Origin of the sequence: Parafrigoribacterium mesophilum (assembly GCF_039652555.1) — a bacterium.
Lineage (GTDB): Bacteria > Actinomycetota > Actinomycetes > Actinomycetales > Microbacteriaceae > Parafrigoribacterium > Parafrigoribacterium mesophilum.
Genome location: NZ_JBDJAF010000088.1, coordinates 1 through 255 on the forward strand (window position 1 = coordinate 1; position 255 = coordinate 255).

The following is a 255-nucleotide window of genomic DNA, read 5'->3' on the forward strand; positions in this document are numbered from 1 at the left end:
TGCGCCTGGTGATCCTGCCGCAGGCCTTCCGCAACATGATTCCGCTGCTGCTCACCCAGGCGATCGTCCTGTTCCAGGATACGTCGCTGGTGTATGTGAGCGCGCTGTCGGACTTCTTTACCCAGGCATACAACATCGGTGAGCGCGACGGCCGTATCGTCGAGCTGCTGCTGTTTGCCGGCTTGTGCTATTTCGTGATCTGCTTCGGCGCCTCCGTGCTGGTGAAGCGACTTCAGAAGAAGGTGACCCAATGAT

At 58.8% G+C, this 255-nt stretch carries 1 protein-coding gene; it reads left to right on the forward strand.

Features of this window, described 5'->3' with window-relative positions; genetic code table 11:
- On the forward strand, positions 1–254 hold a 254-nt coding region (locus tag ABFX56_RS16205), incomplete at its 5' end, for an ABC transporter permease subunit (RefSeq protein WP_346234382.1).
- Position 255 lies beyond the last annotated feature (1 nt).